Consider the following 19,842-nt stretch of genomic DNA (forward strand, 5'->3'; position numbering starts at 1 on the left):
GCCCAATTGGCCCATAAAGTCATAGACGAAAGGCCCCTGCGACTGCGACGAAACAGCCCCGCTTTAGACTTACGGCAGCCCCCTCTCTCTGCCCGCCTCTGCCGCCAACAGCTTGCGGCCCGTGTCGAGCACGCCGTCGACGATGTCATTGGCAATCGCCGCGCTCAGCGCCGCGCCATCGCGGGCAGTGAGGGCGGCCAGCACCTCTTTGTGGCGGTCGATCTGATAGTATTCCGCCACCTCGGTGATGACCTGCCGCTGGAAAGGGCCGAGTTGCAGCCAGATGCTTTCGATCATCGGCAGGGACGCCTGCGCGGGGTTCACGGAGTAAAGCATCCGGTGGAAGGCTTGGTTCAGCAGCGTCAGTTGATCCGCGTTCCGCGCGGCCACGAAACGGTCCATACTGCCGTCGATCTCGGTCAGCCGGTCGATCACGATGTCCGAGATATAGGGCAAGGCGCGCAGGGCGGCGTGGGTCTCAACCGCGATGCGCAGGGCGACCAGCTCCTCAAACCGCTCGGGGGTCATCAGCGGCACGGTCAAGCGGCGGTTGTCCTTGATCTGGATGGCATGTTCCGAACTCAGCCGCCGCACCGCCTCGCGCACCGGAGTCGGGCTGAGGCCGAGCCGCTCCGCAATGCCGCGCATGGTCAGCGAGGTGCCCGGAGTGATCGCGCCCAGCATGATCGCATTGCGCAGCCGCTCGTAAACATATTCTTGCGTCGTCCCGCCCGGAATTTCGGGGATCTCGGGAATGTTGAGCGCATCGGTATCGGTGTCGATCATTTGGCCGCCTTTGGTCTTTCGCCGCTGACCATACGCGCGGGGGCAATTGACAGACAAGCGGATAGTGATATGACATTACAACAAATGGTATCACATTTTTAGGTTCGATATCGAAAGGAACCCCATGTCCGAGAGCAAAGCCGAAGCGTGGCTGGCGCAACATCCCGAGATCGAATCGATCTTTGCCTGCGTTTGTGACCTCAACGGCACCATGCGCGGCAAACGGGTGCCCGCCGATCAGGTGTCCAAAGTCGTCGAAGGTGGGCTCCGCCTGCCGCTGTCCATCGTCGGCATGGATATCTGGGGCGAGGATGTTGAAAACAGCGAGCTGGTGTTCGAGACCGGGGATTCCGACGGGCTTTGCGATTTCACCGGGCGGCCCCTGATGCCGATCACATGGACCACGCGCCCCACGGCGCTGGCCATGCTTTGGATGCGTCAGGAAAACGGCAAGCCCTTCCCCGGCGATCCGCGCCGCGCGCTGGCCGAGGTGGCCGCGCGGTTCAAGGCGCGCGGGTTGACCCCCGTGGTCGCCACGGAACTGGAGTTCTACCTCTTCGACCCGACCGAGGATCACCCGCAGGCCCCCTGCTCTCCGGTCACGGGCAAACGGCTGGATTCCGACGGTGCGCTGTCGCTGGACGAGTTGCAGCATTTCGATGAGTTCCTGAACGAGGTCTATGACGCCTGCGAATTGCAGGGCATCCCGGCTGATGCCGCCATTTCGGAAAACGGGGCGGGGCAGTTCGAGATCAACATGCGCCATGTGGACGATCCGCTGCGCGCCGCAGATGACGCGGTGCTGTTCAAACGTTTGGTCCGCGGCATCGCCCGCAAACACGGCTTCGCCGCCACCTTCATGGCCAAACCCTATGGCGATCTGGCGGGCAGCGGCTTTCACGTTCACTTTTCCTTGGTGGATGAAAACGGCGTCAATGTCTTCGACAACGGCGGGGAGGAAGGCACAGCTCTGATGCTCAACGCCGTCGCCGGACTGCTGGCCACGATGCAGCAAAATACGCTGACCTTCGCGCCGCATGAAAACTCCTACCGCCGCCTGCTGCCGGGCGCCCATGCGCCGACCAATGTCGCTTGGGGCTATGAGAACCGCACCGCCGCAATCCGCATCCCGGGCGGCGACCCCAAGGCCCGCCGCATCGAGCATCGCGTCGCCGGGGCCGACGCCAACCCCTATCTGGTGCTGACCAGCATCTTGGGCGGCGCGCTGTTGGGGATCGAGCAGGACATGCAGCCCGTGGCCCCGATCACCGGCGACGCCTATACAATGAAGCTCGACAACCTGCCGCTCGACTGGGCCACGGCCATCGACGCCTTCCGCAAGGGGCCGGATGTGCCCGGCCTGTTCTCTGCCCGGTTGCAGACGATGATGGTCGAATGCAAGACGCAGGAGTTGCGCAAATTCGCGCGGCAAGTGACCCATTTCGAATATGACACCTATCTGGAGATCGTCTGATGTCGCGCCATCCCTACGCCGGAGACGGCAGCCATACGTCAAGCTACTACGCCGCCTCGGCCAACCCCGCCCCCGCGCGCCCCGAATTGCAGGGCGATCACGAGATCGATGTTTGCATTGTCGGCGCGGGCTACAGCGGGCTGTCGACCGGTCTGCATCTGGCCGAAAAGGGCTATAAGGTCGCCATCATCGAAGGCGCGCGCGTGGGCTGGGGCGCCTCGGGGCGCAACGGCGGGCAGATCGTTAACGGGCTGAACGCGAGCCTGCAAACCATCAAGCGCCGCTACGGTCAGGACACCGCCACTTTCGTCGCCGGTCTGGTGCAAGAGGGCGGCGAGATCATTCGCGAGCGGGTCCGCACCTATGACATTCAATGCGACCTCAAGGACAAGAACATCTTCACCGGCCTCACCACGGCGCATATGCGCGAGTTGGAGGAGCGGCAGAAGCTCTGGCAAAGCTACGGCATCGACAATCAAGAGATGCTGGACAAGGACCAGCTCCGCGCCCACGTCAATTCCGACCTCTACGAAGGCGGGCTGATCGACCATTCGGGCGGCCATATGCACCCGTTAAACCTCGCCCTCGGCGAAGCGGCGGCCTTTGAGAAGAACGGCGGCACTATCTATGAGATGTCCCCCGTCACGGATGTCGATCACGAGGCGGCCCGCCCCGTGGTCCGAACGGCCAAGGGAACGATGACCTGCAAGACGCTGGTTCTCTGCGGCAATGCCTATCTGGGCCATGTGGTGCCCACGCTGGCGCCGCGTGTGATGCCAGTTTCGACCCAAGTCATGGCGACAGAACCGCTGAGCGAGGCACAGGCTCATACGCTGCTACCCACCGATGCCTGCGTCGAAGACATTCGCTATATCCTCGACTACTACCGCCTGTCGGGTGACAAACGGATGCTCTTTGGCGGCGGCACCGTCTATGGCGGCGCGGACCCGCGCGACATCAAGGCCAAGCTCATACGCAATATGGACAAGGTCTTCCCCCAGTTGAAAGACGTGAAGATCGACTATGCCTGGAGCGGGAATTTCGCACTTTCCTTCAGCCGCGTGCCGCAGATGGGCCGGATCGGTGACAACACCTATTTCGCGCATGGCTACAGCGGCCACGGCGTGACCGGTTCGCATACCTTCGGGCGCATCCTGTCCGAGGCGATCGACGGCGACCTCACCCGCTTTGACGTCTTCGCCAATGTGCCATGGTTCCCCTTCCCCGGCGGGCGCATGTTCCGCGTGCCCTATTCGGTCGTGGGGTCGTGGTGGTACGGGCTGCGCGACCGTTTGGGTGTCTGAAACCTTTTGACAGGGCTGGGGGTTTCTTCACAGTGGCGGGCATGGCGCACGTCATGAGTGGAAGGACCCCCATGCCCGATCAAAAGCCCGCCTCCGTGATCGTCTTCGACGTCAACGAGACCCTGCTGGACATTACCACGTTGGAGCCGCTCTTCACGCGCCTCTTCGGCGACGCTTCGGTGATGCGCGAATGGTTTGCCGAGCTGATCCTCTATTCCCAGACCATGACCCTCTCGGGCCGCTACGCGCCCTTTGGCGCACTGGCGGGTGGCGTCTTGCGGATGGTCGGTGCGAATAAGGACGTGACGGTGACGGATGATGATGTGGCCGAGCTGAAATCCCTCATCGGCTCCATGCCCGCCCACCCGGATGTCGCCCCTGCCCTGCGCAGGCTGCAAAAGGCGGGGTTTCGGCTGGTCACGCTGACCAATTCGCCCCCTTCCCCGGCCCCGACCCCGCTGGAGAAAGCCGGGATCGCCGATTTCTTCGAGCGGAGCTTTAGCATCGACGCGGTCGCAAAATTCAAACCTCATCCCGCGACCTATCAGATGGTGGCCGAGGCGCTTGATCTGCAAACCGATGATCTCTGCATGGTGGCTTGCCATCTGTGGGACACCATCGGCGCGCAGGCGGCGGGCTGTCAGGGGGCTTTCCTCACGCGGCCCAACAACAACCTGATCGAGGTGCAAGAGGTGCCGCAGCCGCATTACCTTTCGGACAATCTGGAGGATTTGGCCGAGCAGATCATCGCCGCGAACGGGCGCTGATCCTCAGCCGCCCATGCGCCGTGCCAGCCGCGTTTCAAGCTGCACCATGGCGTCATAGATCAGCACCGCAAACAGGCCGACCGCCAGCCCGCCCTGCACCACAAAGGCGGTGTTATTGGTCAAAAGCCCCGCGATAATCACCTCCCCCAAGGTCCGTGCTGCTACGGTCGAGCCGATGGTCGCCGTGCCAAGCGCGATGACCACCGACAGCCGAATGCCCGTCAGCGTCACCGGCAGGGCCAGCGGCAGTTCCACCCGCCAGAGCCTTTGCCAACGGCTCAGCCCGATGCCGCGGGCGGCCTCCATCGTGGCGGGCGGCAGGTTGGTGAGGCCGGTAACCGCATTCTCGAAGATCGGCAGTAGGCCATAGAGAAACAGCGCCACCAGCGTCGGCCCGGCCCCAAAGCCCAACGCCGGAACGGCCAGCGCCAGCACCGCCACGGGCGGGAAGGTTTGGCCCATATTGGTAATAGTGCGCGACAGCGGGCGAAAGGCCCCGCCCGCCGGGCGGGTCACGAGGACCGCCAGCGTCACCGCCACCACCGTCGCTGCAGCCGAGGCCATGGCCACCAGCGCCAGATGGCTCAGCGACAGCGACAAGAGCGAGGCGCGGGTGTAGATCACCGGACCATTCTCCGGAGCCAAGGGCGCCAGCAGCGGCGTGAACCACTCAGGCCGCAGGACCAACGCCAGCAGCACCGCCACCATAAGCGGCCGCAGGAACCAGCCGATCCTCATGCGTGCTGCCCGGCCCGGGCGCGGATTGCATCAAGGGTCACCCGGCCCATCGGCACCCCGTCTTTCGCCACCGGCACCGCCGCGCGCCCCGTCCACAGGCAGGCCGACAGCGCGTCGCGCAGGCTGGCATTGGCGGGCAGCGTTTCGCCTTCGGCGCAGCCCTCTTCCACCAATTCCGCGACGGGGATCAGTGAAAGAAGCCGCAGGGGCCGCTCTACATCGCCGACCATATTTGCCACGAAATCCGTCGCGGGTGCGGCGATGATCTCGGCCGGCGTGCCGTGCTGCACCAGATGCCCCCCGTCCATGACCGCCACCCGGTCGCCCAGCCGGATCGCCTCTTCCATGTCGTGGGTCACCAGCATGATGGTCGACCCCAGCCGCTGCTGGATGTGCCGCAGGTCTTCCTGCGCGCGGGTGCGAATGATTGGGTCGAGCGCGCCAAAGGGTTCGTCCATCAGCAACAGATCGGGCCTTGAGGCCAAGGCTCGCGCCACGCCGACCCGCTGCTGCTGCCCGCCCGAAAGCTCCGCCGGATAACGGTCGCGGAATTGCGCGGGATCCATCGAGAAAAGCGCGAGCAGCTCATCCACCCGCGCCGCGATCTTCTCGCGCGGCCAGCCCAGCAATTGCGGCACCGCGCCGATGTTGCGCCCCACCTTATGATGCGGGAACAGCCCGTGGCCCTGAATGGCATAGCCGATGCGCCGCCGCAGGATATGCGGCTTGACCGAAAGGGTGGAGTCGCCGTTGATCCGCACCTCGCCCGAGGTCGGTTCCTCCAACCGGTTGATCATCCGCAACAGCGTGGTTTTGCCTGAACCGGAGGTGCCGACGATCACCGTGATCGTGCCCGTCTCAACCGTCATCGACACGGAATCCACCGCGCGGATGTCGCCATAGGTCTTGGTAATGCGGTCGATCTCGATCATGCGCTGTCCTTTGGGATCTTGCGGGTCAGTTCGACCAATATGTCCATCACGATGGCGGCCGTGAGCGCCAGCACCACGGTCGGCAACGCGCCCAGCAGGATCAGGTCTGTCGCGGTTTGGTTCAGCCCTTGAAAAACGAAGGTCCCGAAGCCGCCGCCGCCGATCAGCCCGGCGATGACGGCCAGCCCGATGTTCTGCACCAAGACGATGCGCAGCCCGGTGAGGATGATCGGCAGGCCCAGCGGCAGTTCCACCCGCAGCAGCCGTTGCAGCGGCGTCATCCCCATGCCGCGCGCGGCCTCAAGCGCCGCCGGCGGGGCAGAGGCCAGCCCCGCCACGGTATTGCCGACCACGGGCAGCAGCGAATAGAGCACCAGCGCCAGAAAGGCGGGCGCAAAGCCGATGCCCGCGATGCCAAGCGCCCGCGCGCCGGGCAGATTGGCCCCCACCCAGCCGAGGATCGGGATCATCAGCCCGAACATGGCCAGCGAGGGAATGGTTTGCAAAAAGCTCAGCACCGGCAAGGTAGCCCCGCGCAGCCCGGCAAGACGGTGACAGAGCACGCCAAGCGGGAATCCAATCACCGCCGCCGCGGCGAGAGAGCCGAAGGCCAGCCCGAGATGGCGCAGGAACTCCCGGCCAAAGGCATCGACCCGGCTGGCGTATTCCTGCATCACCGAAAGCTCCGACAGCGCCCCCGACCACAGGATCGCGCCAAGCACCGCAAGCACGCCCGCCAGCACGGCCCCGCGCATCAGCGGCCCCGGTGCCATCGCGGCGAGCGCATCTGCCATGAGCAACATGAAGACAACCAGCAGACACCAGAAGCCTACTGAGGGCGAGACACGGGCATAATCACCCGCTTCGGCCAGCAGGCCGGAGGCGCCTTGGGTCAGCAGCCACAACAGCCCGCCCAAGCCCAAAGCCGCCCCGGCAATACGCAGACCATTACGGCCCGCAGGCAGCCCCATCAGCAGCCCCGCCCCGATCGCCGCAAGCCCCGGCAGCACCACCGGCAGGCTGACCACGCCCCATGCCATCACCCCTTCGCCCGCCACGATCCGGTTGGCGGCAAGGGTCATGAAAGGCACGCAAAGCGCTGCCGCGCCCAGCACAGCGAACAAAAGCCCCGGCGCAGAAATCCCTGCGCCGGGGCCAGTTATTGTGCGGGCGGCGGAGATCAGTCCAGCACCCCGGTCTCGGTCAGATAGGAGCGTGCCACGGCTTCCGCCGGCTCCCCGCCGACTTGAATCCGACCGTTCAGCTTTTGCAGCGTCGCCATGTCGAGCCCGGAGAAGATCGGGTTCAGCACTTCGGCGATCTGGGGGTATTCCTCCAACACTTCGGCGCGGACGATGGGGGCGGGTTCATAGACCGGCTGCACGCCCTTGTCGTCTTCCATCACCACCAGCCCCGTGGCCCCCACGCCGCCATCGGTGCCGTAAACCATCGCCGCGTTCACGCCCGATGTGCCACGCGCCGCCGCCTGAATGGTCGCCGCCGTGTCACCGCCCGACAGGATCACGGTCTGATCTTGGCTCAGCTCGAAGCCATAGGTCTCTTGCATCGCGGGCAAGACAGCCGGAGAGGACACGAATTCGGTCGAGGCCGCGAGCTTCACCTCACCGCCCTCGGCCACCCATGCGCCGAAATCTGACATGGTGGTGAGGTCATTTTCCTCGGCCACCGGGCCGGTCACGGCGATGGCCCAAGTGTTGTTGGCCGGTGCGGAGTCGAGCCATGTGACGTTATTCTCACCGCCGTCCAATTCCTTGGCACGGGCATGGGCCTTGGCCGCGTCTTTCCAGACATCGCTTTCCGCTTCGTTAAAGAAGAAGGCCGCGTTGCCGGTGTATTCGGGGTAAATGTCGATCTGGTCCGACAGGATCGCTTCGCGCACAACCTGCGTACCGCCCAGTTGCAGACGGCGTTCAACCGGCAGACCCGCATCTTCGAGCGCCAGCGCGATGACGTTACCCAACAGGCCGCCTTCGGTGTCGATTTTCGACGAAACGGTGATCTCTGCCGAGGCGGCAGAGGCCAGAGTGGCGGCAAGGCCAGCGGCGGCGGCAGTGGAAAGAATGCGGGGACCCATGGGCGAGAACTCCTTGAAACAATGGCCTGACACGGCGACATGCCGTTTGAAAACGGTAAGGTAGCTGGCAATTTCGCGAAACCAAGGCGGGATTGCAGGGCGGCGCGAAATTTTTACCGCCCGGATACGACAAAGGGCGCGCCCGGAGTGACCGGACGCGCCCATTGCCTTGCCGGCACACACCGATCAGGCGGCGCGGGCGGGCTCTGCCTCACGCGCGGCGCTGCGCTTGAAGAAGAGGAAGTAGAGCACCGGTGCCGCGATCAGCGTCAGGACCGAGGCAAAGGCCAGCCCGCCCATGATCGTCGCCGCCATCGACTGGAAGAAGGCATCCGACAACAGCGGCAACATCCCCAGAATGGTCGTCGCGGCGGCAAGGAAGACCGGGCGCAAACGCGAGGTCGAGGCGGTGACGATAGCCTCTTTCAGGTCCAGCGTCGGATCGGCGGCGCGGGTGAGGTCGATTTCTTCCACCAGCACGATGCCGTTCTTGATCAACATCCCCGAGAGCGACAAGAGCCCCAGAAGCGCGGTGAAGGTGAAGGGCAGCCCCGTCCCCAAAAGCGCCAGACTGACACCGTTCACCGCCATCGGCACCAAGAGCCAGATGATGATCGGCTGTTTCAGCGCGTTGAACAGCAGGACCGAGATCAGAACCATGATGATGAGGCTGAGCGGCAATTGCTTGCCCAAGGCGGCCTGCGCCTCGCCCGCGCTTTCCAACTCGCCCCCCCATTCCATGGCATAGCCTTCGGGGATTTCCATCGCCTCGATGGTTTCCTGCACCTCGGCCTGCACCTGCGCCGCCGTGACGCCGCGCGGGATATCGGCACCCACGGTGATCACATCGGCCCGATCGCGACGGTAGAGCAGCGTGTCCTGCGGCTCGAACCGGAAACCGTCGATCACCTGCTCCATCGGGACCAGCGCATTGGTGTTCTGGGCATAGATCACATGATCCGTCAGCGCCAGATCGGCATCCTGCGGGGCGCGGATCACGATGGGGATCTGACGATCCCGCTCGCGGAAGGTGCCGCCGCTGGTGCCTTCGGTGGCGAATTTGAGGGTCTCGGTGATTTCGGTCCGCGAGATGCCAGCGTCCTGCGCGCGTTCTTCGGCATAGATCGGACGCAGCACCAATTCACGCTCGCGCCAGTCCTGACGCGGGGTGATGATATTGTCCGACGCCGCCTGCATCCGGTCCATCGCCTCATCCGCGAGATCGCGCAGCACATTGGGATCGCGGCCCGAGAAGCGCACCTCGATCGGGGCACCGCCGCCGGGGCCAAAGGCCAAGCGCTTGGCCCGGAACTCCCCTTGCGGCACCGCATCGGCAGCGAAAGCCTCAAGCGCGTTCATCTCGTCTTGGATCACCTCAAGCGAAGACACCCGGACGATCAGATGCCCATAGCTGGGGTTAGGGTCTTCGGCCTGATAGGTCAGCATGAAACGCGCAGCCCCCTGCCCCGCGTAGGAGGTCACGTCTTCGACATTGTCCCGCGCCACCAGCCAGTCTTCGAGCACGGCCAGATCGTTGGAGGTCTGATGGATCGACGACCCTTGCGGCAGTTTGTAATGCACGAAGTAAAGCGGCGTGTTGCTGTCGGGGAAGAACTGCTGCTTGATCTGACCAAAGAGGGCATAGCACACCGCCGTCCCGGCAATCAGCGCCACGATCACCAGCCAGCGGAGCTTGAGCGAGGCACGCAGCACGGCGGCATAGCCCTTGAAGATCGCCCCATCATAGCCGCCAGCCCCGCCTTCGACGCCGCGTTTGAAAAAGTAGTGCCCCAAAAGCGGCGTGGCGGTGATGGCCAGCACCCAAGAGAGCAGCAGCGAAATCGCGATCACGGCAAAGAGCGAGAAGAGGAATTCACCCGTGGCATCGGGGCTCAGCCCGATCCCGGCGAAAGCCATGATGCCGATAACGGTCGCCCCCAAAAGCGGGATCTGCGTCTTGCTCGCCGCCTCGGTCGCCGCTTCGCGCGAGCTCTTGCCCTGCTGCATGGAGATCTGCATCCCCTCGGCCACAACGATGGCGTTATCGACCAGCATCCCCATCGCGATGATCAACGCCCCGAGTGAGATACGCTCCATCTCAATCGCGCCGAGCGCCATGAAAAAGAGCGTGCCCACCACCGTCAGCAACAGGGTGGAACCCACGACCACCGCCGCGCGCCAGCCCATGAAGACGGCCAGCACAGCCACAACGATGGCGACGGACATGGCGAGGTTCAGCAAAAAGGCGTTCGACGCCTCTTCGACCACCGCGTGCTGGCGGTAGATGGACTCGATCGAGATGCCCAAGGGCAGCGTTTCGCGCAGCTGCGCAAGCTTGTCGTCCACCCGCTTGCCGATATCGACGATATTCTCGGTCGCGATCCCGGCCACCCCGAGGGTAAAGGCCTCCTGCCCGTTGTGACGGATCACCAGATCGGGGTTGGCCTCGCGGGTGCGGTAGATGTTGGTCACATCGGCAAGGTTGATCACCTGACCGCCAACCCCCACCGACAAGGCGGCGATCTCGGACACGCTGTCAGAGCCTTCGGGCCGCTGGATCAGGGTGCGCCCGTCCGCGTCTTGAATGGCGCCGCCGTCAACAATTTCATTCGCGCTCGATACCGCGCCGACAATGGCCGAGGGCGGAATGCCGAGCGTGGTGCTCAGCGCAAGCTGCGGTTCGACATAGATGACCTCGTTGGGCAAGCCCGAGAGCGCCACATCCGACACGCCATCCACCAGCAGCAATTCCCGCCGCAGATAGCTGGAGAGTTCATTGACCTCGGCATCGGAATAGCCATCTGCGGTGACGGCGTAGTAAAGCCCGTAAACATCGCCGAAACCGTCGTTCACATAGGGCTGTGTCGCCCCGCTCGGCAATGCTGCCTCATTCACGCGGTTGCGCAGTTTGGTCCAAATTTCCGGCAGTTCCGACCCATCGAAGGTGTCCTGCATATTGACCGTGATCCACGACAGACCGGGCTGGTTCATGGATTCGATGTCCTTGATCTCGGACATCTTCTGGATTTGCGATTCAAGCGGTTCGGTGACCTCAAGCGCGACCTCTTCGGCAGAGGCACCGGGGTATTGGGTCACCACCACCGCCGTTTTGATGGTAAAGGCCGGGTCTTCCAGACGGCCAAGGGTGGCAAACCCCCAGATGCCGCCCAAAAGACAGGTTAGCATGATGATCCAAGTATAGATCGGGCGGTTGATCGACAGACGTGCGATATCCATGTGCTCAGTCTCCGAAACCGACGAAGCGGCGCACGACGGCACCGTCTTCAAGCTGGTTTGCGCCGCTCACGACGATCTCTTGACCATCCGACAGCCCCGCTTCGACTTTGACATCGCCGCGCGCGGTTGGGGTGATCTCGACCGCGGTGCGGGTCACCGTGCCTTCGCGTGCGCCGGTGGGGTCAAAGACCATGACATAGGTGCCGCGGTCATTGCCGACCACGATGGCGGTGTCGGGCACGATGATGCTCGAACCGCCGATGTTCAGCGTGGCGCGCACCTCGACCGAGGCGCCGGGCAGCGGCACGAAATCTTCGGGCAATTCCGCCCCAAGGGTGATGCTATAGGTCTGGCCGACATCCGCCGTCTCGGCGTTGTATTCGCGTATTTGCATCGGGTAGGTATTGGCGTTGGCCGGAAACTTGGCCATGAAGCGCACGCTGGGGTCGCGGCCTGCGCGCAGGAACAGGGTTTCGGGCACGTCGATCTCGACCCGCAACTCGGACATGTCATGCAGACGCACCACCGGGGTGCCCGCGCTGACGGTCGAGTAATTGGGCACCAGCCGCGAGGCGACAATCGCATCGAAGGGCGCATGGAGGGTCGCGTTCTCAAGATCACGTTCGGCATTGCGCACCGCGATATCGTTGACCGTCACGGCGGTTTCCGCGTCTTGCAGATTGACCTCGGCCACCGAAGACCCGGCGAGCTTTTGATAACGCTCCATCGTCCGGCGCGCCTGCGCGTCATTGGCCTGCGCCTGCTCTAGCGCCAGTTGAAATGGCTCCAGATCCATCCGAGCGACGACCGTGTCTTCACTGACCGTGGCCCCCTCTTCGACGGGGAATTCCTCGATCTGACCGCCGACTTGAAAGGCAAGGTCCACGGTTTCACGTGCAACCACCTTGCCAAAGAACACGCGCTCAACCTCGGCGTCGCTGACCTTAACCGTTTGCAGCTTTACCACCGGCATTTCGGCGGCAGCCACCATTGGCGCGGCGACACCGGCGGCCAAGGCCAGCGCAAATCCCAACACCCGCCCCGCGCCGGTCCCGCGCGTCGTCTCAACAAGCCACTTGGCCATAGTCAGTCTTCCTTATGAATAGCATCCGGCACGGGCCCAAGGGCGGCGGTCAGACTAAGTTGTTTGAGGGTGCGCAGCTGCGCGAGAAAATGGTCACGGTCCAGCGCATGCATGCCAGCGGCCTTGGCGGAACGTTGGATGAAATCGGCCAGCGCCTCGACACTCAGGCCATTGCGGGTGATCGACGCCTCATAGGGCATCAGCACCTTAGCGATCACGTCGCGAAAGCGCCCGGCGGAACATTGCAGCGCCTCTTGGCTGACGGCATTGGCCCCGGCGATGAAATCCTGCGCATTGGGCATCGCCTGCATCGTGTCATAGCCGCGCACCACCATCCGATCAAAGATCAGATCAAGCTGCGCCGCCAGATCGGGCGCATTGGGCATCTCTTCGGCAATCTCTTCCAGCGCCAATTCGGTGTAGCGCCCGATCAGCCCGCGCAGAATGTCGTCCTTGTTGCGAAACCGATTGTAGAGGGTCTGGCGCGAGACACCCGCCTCTTCGCACAGATCACCCATGCTGGTGCGCTTGACCCCATAGCGGGAAAAGACATGCAGCGCAGCGTCAAGCACGGTCTTTTCGAGTTCGGTCATGCAGGCTCCTTGACATTGGTCAAGGCGCAATTGGACATTCGAACCAAATATGTCAACCTGTAAATCAGCCGCCATGCGGCCTGCGCAGATCACAATCGCGTTTTGCACATGGAACGGGGTTTAGGGCGCGGAAATCAGGCTGCCGAGGTACAGCGTAAGCGGCAGGGTGAAAAAGCTGAGCAGCGTCTGCGTGGTGATGATCGCCGCCATCAAAGGCGCATCGCCGCGCATCTCACGCGCCAGTGTATAGCTGGCCACGCCGGTCGGCAGAGCTGCAAAGATCAGCGCGATTTGCAGCGTCAGCGGCGCGGGGTTCAGCATCAGCGCAGCCAGCAGAACCGCCAGCGGGTTCACCAGATGTTTGCCGATGATCGACAGCCCGATGACCGAGACGGAGCCGGACAGCCCGCGCAGCCGCAGGTTGGCGCCGACGCAAAGCAGCATGATCGGCAGCGCCGCATCCCCCAAGATGCGCGCGCTTTCGTGCAAGACCGGCACTTCGTGCAGCCCCGCGAAGTTGAACAGCACGCCTGCAAGAATGCCGAGGATCAGTGGGTTCTTCACCAAGCCTTTGAGGATGGATTTCCCGCCCCCGCCCAATTGCCGGGTCATCAGCGTCACCACAGTCACATTCACCACCGGCACCAGCAGGGCCGAACCGAGAACGGCGATCTGTAGCCCCGCCGTGCCAAAAACGGCTTCGGCAATCGCGAGGCCGATGAATGTGTTGAACCGCGCACTGCCCTGCATCAGCGAACTGCCCTGCGGCGCGGCATAGGCCCGACCGAACAGCCAGCCACAAAAGATCGCTGCAAAGAACCCAGCGTAGAGCAGCAGGGCATAGTCGCCCAAGCCACCGCTGAGGTCCGCTGCCGAGATCTTGGCAAAGAACAGCGCAGGCATCAGCACCCAATAGACCAGCCGGTCATTCAGGTTCCAGAACTTGGTCGAAGGGATGCCGCCCCGGCGCAGGCCATAGCCCATGAGGATCAGCGCGAAGACCGGCGCGATGGCCAGAAAGATAGTGAACATATTAACCGCCCGGAAGGATCGCGCGGACCCTAGGCGCGGCTTGGCCCAGATGCAACAGGGAGCGATGCCTCAAACGGGCGGCCCCGGCCCCAAAGGGCCGGGACATGGATCAATCACGGATCAATCGCTGCCGTGTACCGCGATTTGGGCGTCGGGTGCGGGGCGGAACTTCCACTGTACGGCAAAGATCACCGCCGCCACTGCGATGCCGATGAGGTCGGTCATCAGACCACCCGCGATCATGCAAAGCGCCGCGAGGATCAGGCCCAGCCGGATGAACCAAGCCGCACCGCTGCCCGCGAACCAGCCCTGCATACCCGAAGACAGCAGATAGACCCCGAAGATCGCCGTGACGCCCGCGCGGATCACCTCGAACCACGTGCCGTCCATTAGGATCGCGCCGTTGTAGAAGAACATGAAGGGCACGATGAAGGCCGAGATGCCGATCTTGAAGGAGGCCACCGAAGTCTCCATCGGGTTGGCGCCCGAAATCCCCGCCGCGGCATAGCTCGCCAGCGCCACGGGGGGCGTGATGGCCGAGACGACGGCGAAGTAGAAGACAAAGAAATGCGCCGTCAGCAGCGGAATGCCCAGTTGCACCAGACCGGGCGCCACGACCGAAGCCGCCACCGCATAGGCCGCCGTGGTGGGCATGCCCATGCCGAGCAGAATGGCGATACACATGGCAAAGAACAGGGCGAGGAATTGGCTCGCCTCCGCCAGCCCCAACAGCACGGAAGAGAAACGCGCGCCGACACCGGTCAGGCTGATGACACCCACGATGATGCCCGCACAGGCGCAGACCGCAATGATCTGGATCGACATGATCCCGGCCAGGTCAAAGGCTTTGACAATGCTGCGCGGCCCCATGCGGAAGGGCGTGAACCACGACACCACTGCCGCCGCCGCCGTCGCCAGCGTGCCCGCGCGGATGATCGAATAGCCCATGAACAGCGCATAGATCAGGATGATGATCGGAATGAACAGAAACACCCGGCGCAGCATGTCCTTGAGCTTGGGCAGTTCCTCGGAACGCATCCCGCGCATGCCCAGCTTGGCTGCTTCGAAATCCACCATGAAGTAGATCGACACGAAATAGAGCACCGCCGGGATGATCGCCGCCACGGCAATATCGGTGTAGGGGATGCCCGTGATCTCGGCCATGATGAAGGCGCCCGCCCCCATGATCGGCGGCATGATTTGCCCCCCGGTCGAGGCGGCGGCTTCGACCGCGCCTGCGGTCCGGGCCGGGTAGCCCACCTTTTTCATCAGCGGAATGGTCAGCGAGCCTGTCGCCACCACATTGCCCGCCGAGGTGCCGTTGATCATCCCCATAAGACCCGAGGCAAAGATCGCGACCTTGGCCGGGCCCCCGCGGGAGCGGCCCGCGGCGGCAAAGGCGAAATTGACGAAATAGTCCCCCACCTTCGATGCCTGAAGGAAGGCTGCGAAGATGATGAAGAGGATGATATAGGTCGACGACACCGCCGTGGTCGGCCCCAGAATACCCGCATCGGTGTAGACTTGGCTAAAGAAGCGGGTCCACTGGATGTTGGGCGCGTTCAGGAAGCCCGGCAGCATGTCCCCGACGAAGACATAGACCAGAAAGACACCCGAGATCACGATGAGCGCAAGCCCCGCCACGCGGCGCGTCAGCTCCATGATCAGCGCGGTGCCTGCAACTGCGGCGATGGAGATGCCGATGGGCGCAAAGGGCGTGCCCGTCGAGTTGCGCATCAAGGTGCCGTACATGGTGATCAGGTAAATCGCCACGGCCACACCGCAGATGGACAGCAACAGGTCCGCAGGCGAAACCTGCCCCCGCTCGCGTCCGCGCAGCCACCCCACGACGATGCCGATGGCCGTCGCCGCCACCAGCGGCAGGCCATAATGATAGATTTCGAGGGTCTTGAACTCGGGGCTCATGCCGTTCCACTGGGTGCCGCCAGCGATCTGGCTGGCGATGCTCCACGCGGTCCAAATCGAATAAAGCGCCGGGATCATCGCAGCCCATGCCACGAAATCCAGCGGATGACGGCCCTGCCCCTTGCCCTCATCCACAAAGGCGCGGGCGGAATAGAGGGTAAAGCCAAGGATCAGCGCACCCGCGATGTGCACGATGCGGAAATTCCACGTCTCCATCGGGAAGGTCGGCAAAAGCGGGATGCGGATGCCGGTCAGCTCTCCGATCGACATGCCGTTGAGTGCCGCCATGTGAAAGAAGGCATAGATCGCCGACATGGCCGCAACGACCAGATAGGTGCGCCCGGTGAATATGCGGCGATTGCTTTCTACCGGTTCGTCATCGACCCCTTCGGCGACAATCGGGCCCTGCGGGTCGGCGGCGCTATGCTGGTCTGTCATGGAGGCTTCCTTTCCCGATATCTGCGCGGGATCTGTCCCGACAATCAGGCGGGATGATGGCAAGATGCCGCCCCGATTAGGGACGGCATGCAAGTTTGTCTAGGCGTTCGCTTAGTTGCCGTAGATCATATCGTCGGAAATATCGGCATCCGCGTTCTCTTTGAACCAAGCTGCCGCACCGGGATGCCATTTCAGAACGGTGTTCTTCTCCCAGTTCTCAGGCAGGGTCGAAGCCGCCGCCTTGTGAATGCCTTTCATCCGCTCATTGTCGGACATGACGACATCCACAGCCGCTTTGACGAAGGATTCCGGCAGATCGCAGTTGGCAATCGCGAAGTTCCACATGGAGACCGAGCGCGCGCCCTCTTCCAGCGTGGTGTAGGTGCTGGCGTCGATGGTGAACTCGGACACCGGGAACTCTTCGAGCAGTTTGGCCTGCTCTTCCTCGGTGAACTCGATGATGTTCACATCCGTCTGCACCTCAAGCTGGCTGACCGCAGGCACCGGCACACCGGCAGCAAAGGCGATCACGTCCAGCAGACCGTCCTGCAACTGGCCGCCCAGATCGGTCCAACCGCCGTTGCGGCGCTCATACTCGACGCCGAGCGTGTCCATCATGCGCGGGAAATAGGTGTCTGAGGTGGAACCCGCCGGGCCAAAGCCGATCTTGGCACCCGCCGGAATATCAGCGACCGAGGAGATGCCCGAGGACGACAGCGCGGTCACGGAGAAGGGTGTCTGATACATCGGGAACATCGCGCAGGCTTGGGTCATTTCCAAACCGGGGGCGATGGGGTTGGTGCCAGCCAGCGATTCCGCCGCCGGGCCCATTGTGGTCATGCCGAAGGCCGCCTCGCCGGTGTGGACCAGCGCCATGTTCTGCATCGGGCCGCCGGTGACTTCGCCACCGCCGGTCAGGCCCAGTTCTTTGGCCACAAGGTTTGCCCAGCCCGAGCCATAGGCGAAGTAGGTGCCGCCTTGGCTGGCCGTGCCCACGGTGAAGCTGCTCGGCCAGTCGGATTTATCCGTGTCCTGAGCGACGGCAGCGCCTGCCAGAATGGTGCTTGCGGCGAGGATTGCGGTGAATTTCATGTCTCTCTCCCTTGGTTGCTCTTAACGGGCGTCGGCACAGGGTGCCGCGCGCCGCCGCTGTATTCAGCTTGTCCGGCCAATTAACTGTACACTGACAGGCAGAGGCAAGTCCGAATTTGCCGTGAAACCAGGGATGAGAGAGAAAGAGGCAGCCTACCGTTGGGTCAATGGCGCATTCTTTGGCAGTTGCGCGCCAGCGGCAGTGATCGAGGGAAGGGGCAGGCCGCTAAAAGCCCCGCCGCGCGGGAGGCGCAGCGGAGCGTGATATCAATCAGTGTTCGGCCTGACTTAGACGTCGACCACAACCTTGCCGATCGCCTGTCCGCTTTGCAGCCGCGCATAGGCATCGCCAACCGCGCTCAGATCAAAGGTCTTTTCGTCGAGCAGCGGCTTCACCGCCCCCTCGTCGACCAGCGTGGCGAGATTGCTAAGGATTTCCCCATGCACCGCGCGGTTCACGTCATGCAGCATCGGCAAAAGCATGAAGACCACATGCAAGGACAGCCCGCTGAAATGCGCCGGGGTCAGGTCGATCGCCGACAGGGCCACGGTCGTGACCACATGGCCGTTCAGCGCAGCGGCGGCGAAAGAGTTCGGCAGATTGTCCCCGCCCACGGTGTCGAAAACAGCATCGAAACCGCGGCCTGCGGTATGGGCGGCGACATAGTTTTCGATTTTCTCGGCTTTGAAGTCGATGGCCCGCGCGCCATAGCCCTCGATCACCGCCATCTGGTCATCCCCGGTGCCGGTCGAGGAGACCTCGGCCCCCATGTGCTTTGCCAGTTGCACCGCGAGATGGCCGACCCCGCCCGCGCCGCCTTGGACCAGCACCTTCTGCCCGGCTGCGACGCCTGCGCGGTGCAACCCTTCCCAAGCGGTGATGCCGACCAACGGAAGGGCCGCGGCCTCGCGCATCGATAGGGATTTGGGTTTATGGGCGATGAGCCGCGTGTCGGCGCGCATGAATTCGGCCAGCGTCCCTTGCAGATCGGCCAAGCCACCGGCGCAGCCATAGACCTCGTCACCCACGGCGAAACCGGTGACACCTTCGCCAATCTCTTCGATCACCCCGGCGAAATCCATGCCCAGAACGGCAGGCAGGTCAGGCGACAGAGGCAGGTCCTTGCCCGCGTTCTTGATCATCGTGTCGATGGTGTTCACGCTGGTCGCCTTGACGCGCAGCACCACATGGCCGGGGGTGGCCAAGGGGCGTGGCAAATCGGCTTCGACAAAAGGCGCCTCTGCGCCATAGCTGGTGAGGGTCATGGATTTCATCGGTCTATCTCCCGTTACATTGCGTTGAGACAGAGATAGGCCAACATGGCGCGCCAGATAATCGGATGAAACTTGAGTTCAGTTTCTTGTTATTGAATATAATACCAAGCACTATATGCTGACCCGGCGGATGATCCGCAGCAAGGACCGCGGCCCATGGATATCGACAACCTTCGCCTTTTCGTCATGGCTGCCGAACGGCTGAACATCTCAGCCGCCGGGCGCGCTTTGGGGATGGCCCCGGCCGTCGCCAGCGCGCGTTTGGCCAAGCTGGAACAAGAACTCGGGGTTGAGCTTTTGCGGCGCACGACGCGGAAGGTCTCGCTATCGCTCGATGGGTCGGACTTTCTGCCCTATGCGCGCGAGATATTGGCCCAAGCCGATGCCGCGCGGGCCATTCTGGGCGGGACCAAGGCGGGGCCCAAGGGCATCCTGCGCTTCGCCGCCCCCAGCAGCTTTGCGCAGCGTCACATCATGCCGCTGCTGCCGGAATTCCACGAGACCTGCCCGGAACTGACCCTCGATCTGCGCCTCTCCGATACCCGGTTCGACGCGATCGAAGGCAGTTTCGACCTCGCCCTGCGCAGCGCACCCTTGACCGACAGCAGCCTGCGGGGGCGCAAACTGGCCGATGACACCCGCGTTCTTTGCGCCGCGCCGTCTTATGTGGCGGCCCACGGTTTGCCCCAGACCCCCGCCGCGCTGCGGGATCATCACCTGATCGCTTGGGGTGATCTTGAGCCCCGCGCGCTGATCGGGCCGGAGGGCGAAGCCGCCACGCTCAACCCGCATGAGATGACCTGCCGCGTGATCATGGACGATGGCGATGCGCAGCGCGAAGCGACCCTCGCGGGGGCTGGCATCTCGATCAACTCGCTTTGGAGCGTGTCGGACGAGCTTGCCTCGGGCCGATTGCTGCGGCTGTTGCCGGGCTGGCGGATGAACGACCGGTCGGTGCTTTGGCTGGTCTATCCGCGCTCAAACGTGCTGACACCCAAGACGCGATATTTCATCGACTTTCTGATTGCCCACCTCGGCAACCGCCCCGATTGGCGGGATTGAGCAGACC

At 63.4% G+C, this 19,842-nt stretch carries 16 protein-coding genes; 4 read left to right on the top strand and 12 right to left on the bottom strand.

What is annotated here, in order from left to right:
• Nucleotides 1-69: 69 nt before the first annotated feature.
• Nucleotides 70-786, bottom strand: a complete 717-nt coding sequence (locus ACGYLD_RS11690) for a GntR family transcriptional regulator (RefSeq protein WP_271692070.1) — start codon at nt 784-786, stop codon at nt 70-72.
• A gap of 124 nt (nt 787-910) precedes the next feature.
• On the opposite strand from ACGYLD_RS11690, the gene ACGYLD_RS11695 reads away from it, so the two are divergent.
• From ACGYLD_RS11695 to ACGYLD_RS11705, 3 genes are all read left to right on the top strand, one after another.
• The gene (locus ACGYLD_RS11695) at nt 911-2,260 is read left to right on the top strand and encodes a glutamine synthetase family protein (protein WP_067262431.1); all 1,350 of its coding nucleotides are present in this window, start codon (nt 911-913) and stop codon (nt 2,258-2,260) included.
• Complete coding sequence (locus tag ACGYLD_RS11700) at nt 2,260-3,564, top strand: NAD(P)/FAD-dependent oxidoreductase (protein WP_394402647.1); 1,305 nt, start codon at nt 2,260-2,262, stop codon at nt 3,562-3,564. Before ACGYLD_RS11695 ends, ACGYLD_RS11700 begins: the two co-directional genes overlap by 1 nt.
• Before the next feature lie 71 nt (nt 3,565-3,635).
• A complete protein-coding gene (locus tag ACGYLD_RS11705) occupies nt 3,636-4,331 on the top strand; it encodes a haloacid dehalogenase type II (RefSeq protein WP_394402649.1) in 696 nt (231 codons plus the stop codon).
• A 3-nt stretch (nt 4,332-4,334) separates the two neighbouring features.
• On the opposite strand, the gene ACGYLD_RS11710 is transcribed toward ACGYLD_RS11705, so the two are convergent.
• From ACGYLD_RS11710 to ACGYLD_RS11760, 11 genes are all read right to left on the bottom strand, one after another.
• Nucleotides 4,335-5,069 carry an ABC transporter permease gene (locus ACGYLD_RS11710; protein ID WP_394402651.1) on the bottom strand — a complete coding sequence of 245 codons (735 nt, stop codon included), beginning with the start codon at nt 5,067-5,069 and terminating at the stop codon, nt 4,335-4,337.
• Nucleotides 5,066-6,001, bottom strand: a complete 936-nt coding sequence (locus ACGYLD_RS11715) for an ABC transporter ATP-binding protein (protein ID WP_394402653.1) — start codon at nt 5,999-6,001, stop codon at nt 5,066-5,068. Before ACGYLD_RS11715 ends, ACGYLD_RS11710 begins: the two co-directional genes overlap by 4 nt.
• Nucleotides 5,998-7,083 carry an ABC transporter permease gene (locus ACGYLD_RS11720; RefSeq protein WP_276154005.1) on the bottom strand — a complete coding sequence of 362 codons (1,086 nt, stop codon included), beginning with the start codon at nt 7,081-7,083 and terminating at the stop codon, nt 5,998-6,000. The genes ACGYLD_RS11715 and ACGYLD_RS11720 overlap by 4 nt, the downstream gene beginning before the upstream one ends.
• 98 nt (nt 7,084-7,181) lie before the next feature.
• Nucleotides 7,182-8,096: an ABC transporter substrate-binding protein gene (locus ACGYLD_RS11725; protein ID WP_271692077.1), complete on the bottom strand. Its 915-nt coding sequence runs from the start codon at nt 8,094-8,096 to the stop codon at nt 7,182-7,184.
• Between the two features lie 186 nt (nt 8,097-8,282).
• Entirely contained in the window at nt 8,283-11,333 is a 3,051-nt protein-coding gene (locus ACGYLD_RS11730; protein ID WP_271692079.1) for an efflux RND transporter permease subunit, read from the bottom strand.
• 4 nt (nt 11,334-11,337) lie between these two features.
• Nucleotides 11,338-12,417: an efflux RND transporter periplasmic adaptor subunit gene (locus tag ACGYLD_RS11735; protein WP_271692080.1), complete on the bottom strand. Its 1,080-nt coding sequence runs from the start codon at nt 12,415-12,417 to the stop codon at nt 11,338-11,340.
• Nucleotides 12,418-12,419: 2 nt separating this feature from the next.
• Nucleotides 12,420-13,010 (bottom strand): TetR/AcrR family transcriptional regulator, encoded by a 591-nt coding sequence (locus ACGYLD_RS11740; RefSeq protein WP_271692081.1) that lies wholly within the window; start codon nt 13,008-13,010, stop codon nt 12,420-12,422.
• 120 nt (nt 13,011-13,130) lie between these two features.
• Nucleotides 13,131-14,042, bottom strand: a complete 912-nt coding sequence (locus ACGYLD_RS11745; protein WP_271692082.1) for an AEC family transporter — start codon at nt 14,040-14,042, stop codon at nt 13,131-13,133.
• A gap of 120 nt (nt 14,043-14,162) precedes the next feature.
• A complete protein-coding gene (locus tag ACGYLD_RS11750; protein ID WP_067268059.1) occupies nt 14,163-16,406 on the bottom strand; it encodes a TRAP transporter permease in 2,244 nt (747 codons plus the stop codon).
• A gap of 111 nt (nt 16,407-16,517) precedes the next feature.
• The gene (locus ACGYLD_RS11755) at nt 16,518-17,498 is read right to left on the bottom strand and encodes a TAXI family TRAP transporter solute-binding subunit (RefSeq protein WP_271692083.1); all 981 of its coding nucleotides are present in this window, start codon (nt 17,496-17,498) and stop codon (nt 16,518-16,520) included.
• A gap of 288 nt (nt 17,499-17,786) precedes the next feature.
• Entirely contained in the window at nt 17,787-18,773 is a 987-nt protein-coding gene (locus tag ACGYLD_RS11760) for a zinc-dependent alcohol dehydrogenase family protein (RefSeq protein ID WP_271692084.1), read from the bottom strand.
• A gap of 156 nt (nt 18,774-18,929) precedes the next feature.
• Here ACGYLD_RS11760 and ACGYLD_RS11765 point away from each other — a divergent pair, with 156 nt between their 5' ends.
• Complete coding sequence (locus ACGYLD_RS11765; RefSeq protein ID WP_394402657.1) at nt 18,930-19,835, top strand: LysR family transcriptional regulator; 906 nt, start codon at nt 18,930-18,932, stop codon at nt 19,833-19,835.
• Nucleotides 19,836-19,842 lie beyond the last annotated feature (7 nt).

This window comes from Sulfitobacter sp. 1A12056 (assembly GCF_043558125.1).
GTDB classification, from domain to species: Bacteria; Pseudomonadota; Alphaproteobacteria; order Rhodobacterales; family Rhodobacteraceae; genus Sulfitobacter; species Sulfitobacter faviae.

Coding starts and splice junctions, on each gene's coding strand:
- ACGYLD_RS11690 (WP_271692070.1), bottom strand. CDS start 786: ATGATCGACACCGATACCGATGCGCTCAACATTCCCGAGATCCCCGAA.
- ACGYLD_RS11695 (WP_067262431.1), top strand. CDS start 911: ATGTCCGAGAGCAAAGCCGAAGCGTGGCTGGCGCAACATCCCGAGATC.
- ACGYLD_RS11700 (WP_394402647.1), top strand. CDS start 2,260: ATGTCGCGCCATCCCTACGCCGGAGACGGCAGCCATACGTCAAGCTAC.
- ACGYLD_RS11705 (WP_394402649.1), top strand. CDS start 3,636: ATGCCCGATCAAAAGCCCGCCTCCGTGATCGTCTTCGACGTCAACGAG.
- ACGYLD_RS11710 (WP_394402651.1), bottom strand. CDS start 5,069: ATGAGGATCGGCTGGTTCCTGCGGCCGCTTATGGTGGCGGTGCTGCTG.
- ACGYLD_RS11715 (WP_394402653.1), bottom strand. CDS start 6,001: ATGATCGAGATCGACCGCATTACCAAGACCTATGGCGACATCCGCGCG.
- ACGYLD_RS11720 (WP_276154005.1), bottom strand. CDS start 7,083: ATGACCCTTGCCGCCAACCGGATCGTGGCGGGCGAAGGGGTGATGGCA.
- ACGYLD_RS11725 (WP_271692077.1), bottom strand. CDS start 8,096: ATGGGTCCCCGCATTCTTTCCACTGCCGCCGCCGCTGGCCTTGCCGCC.
- ACGYLD_RS11730 (WP_271692079.1), bottom strand. CDS start 11,333: ATGGATATCGCACGTCTGTCGATCAACCGCCCGATCTATACTTGGATC.
- ACGYLD_RS11735 (WP_271692080.1), bottom strand. CDS start 12,417: ATGGCCAAGTGGCTTGTTGAGACGACGCGCGGGACCGGCGCGGGGCGG.
- ACGYLD_RS11740 (WP_271692081.1), bottom strand. CDS start 13,010: ATGACCGAACTCGAAAAGACCGTGCTTGACGCTGCGCTGCATGTCTTT.
- ACGYLD_RS11745 (WP_271692082.1), bottom strand. CDS start 14,042: ATGTTCACTATCTTTCTGGCCATCGCGCCGGTCTTCGCGCTGATCCTC.
- ACGYLD_RS11750 (WP_067268059.1), bottom strand. CDS start 16,406: ATGACAGACCAGCATAGCGCCGCCGACCCGCAGGGCCCGATTGTCGCC.
- ACGYLD_RS11755 (WP_271692083.1), bottom strand. CDS start 17,498: ATGAAATTCACCGCAATCCTCGCCGCAAGCACCATTCTGGCAGGCGCT.
- ACGYLD_RS11760 (WP_271692084.1), bottom strand. CDS start 18,773: ATGAAATCCATGACCCTCACCAGCTATGGCGCAGAGGCGCCTTTTGTC.
- ACGYLD_RS11765 (WP_394402657.1), top strand. CDS start 18,930: ATGGATATCGACAACCTTCGCCTTTTCGTCATGGCTGCCGAACGGCTG.